The organism is Galbibacter sp. (assembly GCF_035306585.1).
GTDB lineage: Bacteria > Bacteroidota > Bacteroidia > Flavobacteriales > Flavobacteriaceae > Galbibacter.
On sequence record NZ_DATGNU010000137.1, the window covers coordinates 1 to 5,225 of the forward strand.

A 5,225-nucleotide genomic window follows, 5' to 3' on the forward strand; every position below is an offset into this window, starting at 1 on the left:
CCTTAATCAAGATTATCATCTTGGGGAGTACAATCCCTTTTTAAAAACAATTGTATTCTCTTGGCCAGATTTTGTAGCTGGAATTGGCAATGAAAACGACAATTTAAATCTTGGAGTCCATGAATTTGCGCATGCCCTTTATTTTGATTCCATACAATCGGATAATAACAGTTCCCTCGTGTTTTGTCAAGGCATTCGAAAAATTGATCAACTCCTAAAGCAGGCAGATTTTCGTCGTCAATTACGGCAAAGCAAGTACCTAAGAAACTACGCCTTTACAAACAAGTTTGAATTCTTCGCAGTATGTTTGGAACATTTTATTGAGAGTCCTGAGTTGTTTCAACAAGAGTTTTCAGATTTATTTAATATCATCAAGAAGATGATGAATTTTGAGTTGGCGGTTAACTGACCTGTGCACTCAATTTATGCGTAATTCGATCCATGATCATCTTGGCGTGAATCCTCGAATTCTCTATAAACCAAAGATGGGTATCCATTCCGCCACAAATTACCCCAGCTAGAAACAGGTTTTCGATATTTGTTTCCATTGTTTGTTGGTCGTATTGCGGGTAAAATTTTCCATCGTCTGATAATTGAATCCCTATTTTTTCTAAGAAGCTAAAATTTGGTTTGTATCCAGTTAAAGCTAGTACAAAATCGTTTTCAATACGGACTTCTCCATCAGGAGTACTTACTATAATCGCATCCTGTTTTACTTCCTTAAGGGTGCTATTAAAATACGCTTTGATGCTTCCTTCTTCAATTCTATTTTCAATATCGGGTTTCACCCAGTATTTAACTCTTCGACCAATTTCAGGGCCGCGAACAATCATGGTCACATCTGCTCCCTTTCGATAACATTCCAGTGCTGCATCTACGGCAGAATTACTCGCTCCCACTACCGCTAGCTTTTGCATGGCATAAAAATGAGGATCCTTGTAATAATGCGCTACCTTAGGCAGGTTTTCCCCTGGAATATCCATGGTATTGGGAATATCATAAAAACCAGTGGCGATAATCACAAATTTTGCCTTATAGGTTTGTTTGTCAGTTTTAATGATAAATTGGTCTTGGTGATCTTTTTCAATATGTTGTACCTTTTCAAATAATTGGATCTTTAGATCGTTTGAGGTTACAATACGTCTGTAGTATTCCAAGGCCTCATTACGCTTAGGCTTCGCTTCCTTACTTATGAAGGGAATTTGATCAATTTCCAGCTTTTCTGAAGAGGAGAAAAACTGCATATTTGAAGGGTAATTAAACAGGGAATTTACAATGGTTCCTTTTTCTACAATAAGATAATCTAAGTCTATTTTCTTAGCTTCCAATCCACAAGCAATCCCAATAGGACCGCCTCCAACAATCACCAGCTCTTTTTGTATCATTTTGAAATTATCGATTTTAAATTTGAAATAGTTTGTATTGGTTTTTCGCTTTTGAAAATGTAACTACCAGCCACCAATACGTCTGCTCCACAACTGATAAGTTTGGCTGCATTTTTATCGTTAACCCCACCATCGATCTCAATAAGGCAGGTAGCATTCTTAGCGAGTATTAATTCTTTTAACTCCTTGATTTTGGCATACGTATGATCAATAAAGCTTTGCCCACCAAAACCTGGATTCACACTCATCAATAATACCAAGTCAAGATCCTTTATAATGTCTTTTAATAAGCTTACAGGCGTATGGGGGTTTAGGGCCACACCAGCGCTCATCCCATGATCTTTAATGGACTGCACACAGCGGTGTAAGTGAATACAGGCCTCATAATGCACCGTAAGGTTTGTAACACCGAGGTTTGCGAAGTCTTTGACATAGCGATCAGGTGCCTCTATCATTAAGTGCGTGTCCAAGGGCTTTTTGGCATACTTTGAAATGGCTTCAATCACTGGCATCCCAAAGGAAATATTGGGAACAAACATACCATCCATCACATCGATATGAAACCAATCAGCCTCACTATAGTTTACCATTTCAATATCCAATTGTAGGTTGCCAAAATTAGCTGCCAACACCGAAGGAGCAATCATATTCTTATTCATTTCCATGTGATTTAATCACAAAGATATTACTTTTAAAAAACAAACTACTAGAATTCCGTAAAGCCCATTGCTTTTTAAGGGCAAATCATATAGCCCTACTCAAGAGTTTAAAATACACTTTATAAGGGCCGCGGCAATAGAGACGGTTTTTGTATTTTAGTAGGATCAAGATAGCTAAAGACAATGATAAAACTTATGGCAACGGCATAATGTAGGTTATGGGGCTGATATTTTTTAAGTAAACACGTCACAAAATAGCCCGCTTGTTTGTCTAATAGAAAAATAGATCGATGCAAGAACATTATCGCAAACTTTTAACCTACTCCTATAATATCGTTGGATCGTATGAAGATGCAAAGGATGTGGTACAGGATGTTATGGAGAAGTACCTGTTGTTGGATAAGTCAAAGATCAGGGATGAATCTAATTTTTTGATTAAAAGCGTTGTAAACCATTCCATCAATTTTAAGAAAAGGCAAGATAAAAAAGACACCTTTGGACATTGGCTTCCAGAGCCGATTTCGTTTGATCAATCCGATGCGAACCTCATTAAACAGGAAACTGCTAGCTATACCATGCTTGTATTGCTTGAGAATCTTAATCCTAAGCAACGGGCAGTTTTTATCCTGAAAAATGGTTTTGATTACTCGCATCAGGAAATAGCAGAATTACTTGGAATATCACAGGAGAACGCCAGGAAATTATTCTCTCGCGCTAGCAAAAAGATAAAAGAAATAGCCTTCATCACACCAGAGAAAACGACTATAGCATCGGATGTTTTAAAAAAGTATCAAAAAATTCTAAGTCAGGCTAATATCGCAGCGCTAGAAGATCTTTTGCTCGAAGATATACAACTTACCACCGACGGAGGTAAGAGTACCCAGGTATTTAAGGCAGTTGAAATGGGCATAAAGAGCACCGCGAAATTATTGAGCCGTGTCCAAGAGCAATTTCTATACGATAAAACATTTAGTTTTCACCATCTAAATCACCAGCCCGCTATCTGCTTTTGGCAAGGCAATCAATTATACAATTGTCAAATTTTGCAAATTGATGGACATGGGAAAATTCAAAATATTTATTCCATCGTGGATGCTAATAAACTAAAAAAATTAGCGTTTTTGTCACATTCTTAACCCCTGGTTTGTCTTCATTAAAAAAACCATGAAATACACAACACTTCTTAGAATTGACAGCAGCCTTCGCATAGAAGGATCATATTCCAGATGCTTGGGTGACTTTTTTATCCAGCAATGGGAGGAGCGTAATCCAATATCCACCGTTAGGTCTAGGGATTTATTAGATAATGAAATTGGCCATTTAGACCAAAAGACCTTGGAGGGTTTTTTGGGGAAACCACATCGGAGCAGTTTACTTGAGCTCTCCGATAAGCTAATCGATGAATTGTATCATATAGATGTACTTCTTATCACCGTACCGATGTATAATTTTGGTATTCCATCGAGGCTCAAATCGTACTTTGATTTAGTGGTTAGGCACGAAAAAACCTACAGCACTAAAAACAGTACTCCAGGGCTTTTAAACAATAAAAAGGCATATATCATTTGTTCGATGGGAGGACAAAACACTGGAGAGAAGAATTTAGTAGAAATGCAACTTAGACGTATTCTTAGCTATATCGGAATTACCGATGTCCATTGTTTTACCATGGACGGTACTGCTGATCAGAAAAGAGTACAAGCCAAGGTAATGACCAAAAAAAATGAAATTATACAACAATTAAACCAGTAAGTTATGCAGCAGATCAAACAAACTATAGCGTCCTTTGTTAAAGGTGGAGATACCAACGATAAGGATTTACTTGATAGGGTAGTGCATCCACAGTATCAAAACATCCAAGACGGATTTTTCAAGGATCAGGGGATTTATGTCTTCTCAAAAGCGGAATATTTAGATTTAGTGGATCGCAAGACCTTTGGAGGAAGTCCGCGCACCATACAATATGAATCCCTCAAACAAACGGGCAATATTGCCATTGCCAAGGTTATTTTAGAGAGTGCATATCTAAAATTCTACTCCACCATTGTCACTGTTTTTGAAAAAGATCGCTGGATGGTGATCAGTAATATTCCGGTGGTTGAAACCAAGCAAAACGCGGAATATTAGCCTGAGGGATTATAGAAGGATTAAAAATGAAAAACTCCGGTAATCAGCCGGAGTTCATTCATCAATCAAAAAACGAACAGTTATGATAAACTGTTGTAATCATCTATATTTTAATTTTGTCTTTAACCTTAGAGTGAGTTAAAATACAATTTTTCCAAATATTAACCCAAATACGTCTTGAGAATTTTACTCCTGGAGGTGTGTTTCAGCCTACGGATTGCTTTTTCTTTAATTTGACGTACACGCTCGCGAGTTAGATCGAAGGTTTCTCCGATTTCCTCTAAAGTCATTGGATGCTGATCGCCTAGTCCAAAATACAAACGAATTACATCCGCCTCTCTTGGAGTAAGGGTCTCTAATGCGCGCTCAATTTCTGTTCGCAGGGATTCATGTAAAAGATCCTTGTCAGGGTTAGGAGACTCCCCACTACGAAGTACATCGTACAGGTTCGAATCTTCACCTTCAACAAGTGGTGCATCCATCGATACGTGTCTACCTGAGTTTTTCATAGACTCTTTTACATCGTTGACAGACATATCCAATTCTTTTGCAATTTCCTCAGCAGAAGGGACACGCTCATGCGCTTGCTCTAAAAACGCATAGGTTTTATTAATCTTGTTAATAGAACCGATCTTGTTCAAAGGAAGTCTTACGATACGAGATTGCTCAGCAAGGGCTTGTAGGATGGATTGGCGAATCCACCATACGGCATAAGAAATAAACTTAAAGCCACGCGTTTCATCAAAACGTTGTGCTGCTTTGATAAGTCCAAGGTTCCCTTCGTTAATTAAATCGGGTAGGGTTAAGCCTTGATTTTGGTATTGTTTTGCAACCGATACCACAAAGCGAAGGTTTGCTTTGGTAAGTTTTTCAAGTGCAATTTGATCCCCAGCCTTAATGCGCTGTGCTAATTCCACTTCTTCATCAGCGGTAATCAAATCTACTTTACCGATCTCCTGAAGATACTTATCTAATGAAGCGGTTTCACGGTTTGTAACCTGTTTGGTAATTTTGAGCTGTCTCATTTATTCTCTGACTGATTTATAAATACAAT

The 5,225-nt window shown here is 38.0% G+C and carries 7 protein-coding genes; 4 read left to right on the forward strand and 3 right to left on the reverse strand.

Annotation, left to right across the window (positions count from 1 at the left end; translation table 11 throughout):
* On the forward strand, positions 1-409 hold a 409-nt coding region (locus VKY50_RS12495), incomplete at its 5' end, for a zinc-dependent peptidase (protein ID WP_324302146.1).
* Here the strand turns inward: VKY50_RS12495 and VKY50_RS12500 are convergent.
* Together VKY50_RS12500 and rpe are read right to left on the reverse strand one after the other, a co-directional pair.
* Positions 402-1,385 carry a YpdA family putative bacillithiol disulfide reductase gene (locus tag VKY50_RS12500; RefSeq protein WP_324302147.1) on the reverse strand — a complete coding sequence of 328 codons (984 nt, stop codon included), beginning with the start codon at positions 1,383-1,385 and terminating at the stop codon, positions 402-404. The two genes, VKY50_RS12495 and VKY50_RS12500, sit on opposite strands and share 8 nt — an antisense overlap.
* A complete protein-coding gene (gene rpe / locus VKY50_RS12505; protein ID WP_324302148.1) occupies positions 1,382-2,044 on the reverse strand; it encodes a ribulose-phosphate 3-epimerase in 663 nt (220 codons plus the stop codon). Before rpe ends, VKY50_RS12500 begins: the two co-directional genes overlap by 4 nt.
* Positions 2,045-2,334: 290 nt before the next feature.
* Here rpe and VKY50_RS12510 point away from each other — a divergent pair, with 290 nt between their 5' ends.
* Genes VKY50_RS12510 through VKY50_RS12520 form a run of 3 tightly spaced genes read left to right on the forward strand, consistent with a single transcriptional unit; the run spans position 2,335 to position 4,171 of the window.
* Entirely contained in the window at positions 2,335-3,180 is an 846-nt protein-coding gene (locus VKY50_RS12510) for a sigma-70 family RNA polymerase sigma factor (RefSeq protein WP_324302149.1), read from the forward strand.
* Between the two features lie 28 nt (positions 3,181-3,208).
* Entirely contained in the window at positions 3,209-3,796 is a 588-nt protein-coding gene (locus VKY50_RS12515) for an FMN-dependent NADH-azoreductase (RefSeq protein WP_324302150.1), read from the forward strand.
* A 3-nt stretch (positions 3,797-3,799) separates the two neighbouring features.
* The gene (locus VKY50_RS12520; RefSeq protein ID WP_324302151.1) at positions 3,800-4,171 is read left to right on the forward strand and encodes a nuclear transport factor 2 family protein; all 372 of its coding nucleotides are present in this window, start codon (positions 3,800-3,802) and stop codon (positions 4,169-4,171) included.
* A gap of 161 nt (positions 4,172-4,332) precedes the next feature.
* Here the strand turns inward: VKY50_RS12520 and VKY50_RS12525 are convergent, their stop codons facing one another.
* The gene (locus tag VKY50_RS12525) at positions 4,333-5,196 is read right to left on the reverse strand and encodes a sigma-70 family RNA polymerase sigma factor (RefSeq protein ID WP_008991509.1); all 864 of its coding nucleotides are present in this window, start codon (positions 5,194-5,196) and stop codon (positions 4,333-4,335) included.
* Positions 5,197-5,225: the final 29 nt, after the last annotated feature.